Annotated in this window: 3 protein-coding genes; all 3 read left to right on the top strand. The window is 44.8% G+C overall.

Annotated elements, in window-relative coordinates:
• Positions 1-713: PEP/pyruvate-binding domain-containing protein (locus K8S13_RS17255; RefSeq protein ID WP_291464431.1), on the top strand; the 713-nt coding region annotated here is incomplete at its 5' end.
• Positions 714-864: 151 nt separating this feature from the next.
• Positions 865-2,271: a phenylphosphate carboxylase subunit beta gene (gene ppcB, locus K8S13_RS17250; protein ID WP_291464429.1), complete on the top strand. Its 1,407-nt coding sequence runs from the start codon at positions 865-867 to the stop codon at positions 2,269-2,271.
• Positions 2,272-2,285: 14 nt separating this feature from the next.
• The coding region (locus K8S13_RS17245; RefSeq protein ID WP_291464427.1) for a class I adenylate-forming enzyme family protein at positions 2,286-3,195 on the top strand (910 nt) is incomplete at its 3' end.

Genomic DNA, 3,195 nt, shown 5'->3' with positions numbered 1-3,195 from the left:
CAAGCGCAACTGCCGAGGATCTTCCGGGAGCCAGTTTTGCAGGACAGCAGGATACCTTTCTCTGGATAAGAGGGGTGGAGGATATTCTTGAGCATGTGAAGAAATGCTGGTCAAGTCTTTTTACTGCGCGGGCAATCTACTACAGAAGTAAAATGGGATTTGACCATGAACTGGTGGAAATCTCTGTAGGTATTCAGAAAATGGCAAATGCATGGACCGCCGGTGTGATGTTTACATTGAATCCTGCCACCGGCGATCACTCTACCATTGCCATAGATGCAAACTTTGGGTTTGGAGAGAGTGTTGTCAGTGGTGAATGCACACCGGATAATTTTATCATTAATAAAATCACAGACGAAATTATCAAAAAATCAATTTCCCATAAAACCATCCTGTATACCCGTGATCCCGAAAGCCATTGTGTTATAAAACAAGCGGTTCCCTCGGAAAGAATGGATATCCAATGCGTGGTGGATAAGGATGCCATTGCGCTTGCCAAAATCGGAAAGCGTATTGAAAAACATTATGGCAAGGCCATGGATATTGAATGGGCCATTGATAAAGACACGCCCGGCAAAGCAAAAATTCTGATTCTTCAAAGCAGACCGGAGACCGTCTGGAGTGACAAAAAAGTGGAACCGGTCATGACAGCAAGATCATCAGCTCTTGCACATATTTGTGCCGGACTTGTGGCAGGTAAAAAAGTCAATTAATGATCGCTTAAATTACCATTGTTTTATTACCAGGCCCTGAATGACCAGATTTTAAATTTTGGGGCCTGGTCAAAAATATAAACCAGTGCGCATCGCGCAGGTAATCCTATCTTTGCACCATCGGATTACAACTGACAAAGGAGAAAATTTTATGAAAGACATGAGAGATTTTGTAGCAGTCTGTGAGGAAAAAGGCCTGTTAAAACGAATTACAGCTGAAGTTGACTGGAATCTGGAGTTATCCCATATCGCAAAATTAAATGAGGAGGCACAAGGCCCTGCACTCTTATTTGAAAACATTAAGGGATATGACACACCGGTTATCACCAGTGTCTGCACAACATTACAGAGATTGGCAATTATTATGGGACTGCCCGAAGATTCCAGTCTCACTGACCTATATAATCACTGGGCGGAAAAAGCAAAAAAACCAATACCACCCAAATATGTTGAGAAAAGTCAGGCTCCCTGCAAGGAAAATATCATGATGGGCGATGATGTGGATCTTTATAAATTCCCAGTACCCCATTACTACCCCCTTGATGGCGGTAGATATTTTGGTACTGCCCATTTCATCATCAGCAAAGATCCTGATTCCGGATGGGTGAATTTAGGCACCTATAGAAGCCAGCTTCTGGCTAAGGATAAAATCGGTACCCAGTTTATTAAAGGCAAACATGCTGATATCATGTTAAAAAAGTACCAGGCTTTGGGCGAACCCATGCCGGTGGCTTCGATTTCCGGATGTGATCCCATACTGTTTCTCGTGGGCGCAGCCAGGATCGGTGCTTTCACCAGTGAGTATGATGTGGCCGGCGCTTTCCGCGGTGAAGCCATAGAAGTGGTTAAAGGTGAAGTGGTTGACCTGCCAATCCCCGCCCATGCCGAAATAGTTGTTGAAGGGTTTGTTGATGCGGATAAATTCATGGAAGAAGGTCCGTTTGGCGAATATACCGGATATTATTCAGGTGTGGGTACTGATCCCAGAAATTTTATTGATATCAAATGTGTCACCTATAGAAATAATGCCATACACTGGGGAACAACCGTTGGTCGCGCTGTAACAGATACCCACATGACCATGGCATTGTCCTATGGTGCCACCCTCTGGCAGCAACTCAATGAAATGAATATTCCGGGTTTGAAATCGGTTTACTGCCCGCCGGAAGGTGCAGGCAGATTCCTGGCTATTATCTCCATGAAACAGATGTATCCCGGGCATGTCGATCAGGTACTTACCGCAGCCATCTCAACAGAAATGGGAGCCTATGGTCTCAAGACAGTAATTGTTGTGGATGACGATATTGATCCATGGGATATCCCCCGGGTGATGTATGCCTTAAGTTTCAGATTCCAGCCCAACCGTTCCCAGGTAATCAAAAGAGGGCGGTCTACACCACTTGATCCGTCATTACCCATTGACGCAAGATGGATTACAGGAAGACTTCTTCTGGACGCCACCATTCCCTATGAATGGGAAGAAAAGCCTATCCCCATTGAACTTGATGCTGACATGGTTGAAAAGGTTAAGGCAAGATGGTCAGAGCTTGGATTTTAAGGAAAGGATAAATTGTGAAACCGATTCGATATAAAAAAGAAATGACGGATGAATTCCTGAAAGACGGATACTGGACCCAGGAAACATTTTATGATTTCTGGGAAAAAAATGCCAAAGAGATGCCTGATCAGGAAGCTTTGGTGGATTCAAAATACAGGCTGACATGGAAACAGGCAGTGGATCTTGTGGATGCCATGGCCATCTCATGGATTGAGATGGGATTAGAAAAACACTCTCGTGTAATTATCCAGTCTCCCAACAGTGTTTACGGGTTTCTTGCAAGAATTGCATGTGAACGGGCAGGCTTAATTTCTCTGACGGTGTATCCGTATCTGAGGAAAAAAGAACTGACCTATATGGTGGACAGAACCAAGGCCTCAGCTGTGATTATTCTTCATACCTACAATAAGTTCAACTATCTTGAAATGTATGAAGATCTTCAAAAAAACTTTTCCCATCTGAAAAATATTTTTCTGTTTGATGACATTGTGCCCCAGGATGCACCTGAAGGCACCTTTTCATTAACCACCATGGTTGAGAAAAGAGCAAAATTGCCCGTGGATAAATCGGTGCTGGAAGAAAGGCGGTTTGATCCCATTGAAAACATAGCGATTTTAACCACCACCTCGGGTACCACCGGGATTCCAAAGCTTGTTGAATGGCCGCCTGCCCCGAGAATCTGTACCTCCAAAGGTCGTGTGGATATCTGGGGTCTTTCCAAAAATGATATCACCATGGCCATTGCCCCCCATGCAGGGGGCGCTGCAGGGACCTTGACATATTTTGCCGCCCCCATTGCAGGGGCTAAAACGGTCATGCTCGAAGAGTTTTCCCCTGATGCGGCACTGGCACTCATTGAAAAAGAGAAAGCAACTGCCATTGGTGTGGTACCGACCCATCTGATCAGAATGCTGGAAGCAGATG

The sequence above is a fragment of the Desulfobacula sp. genome, assembly GCF_021107415.1.
The sequence above is the reverse complement of the archived record's forward strand: the minus strand, read 5'-3'. Positions and strand labels throughout refer to the sequence as shown.

What these genes read in the sequence shown, in the direction of transcription:
- ppcB (WP_291464429.1), top strand. Translation starts at nt 865, where the DNA reads ATGAAAGACATGAGAGATTTTGTAGCAGTCTGTGAGGAAAAAGGCCTG.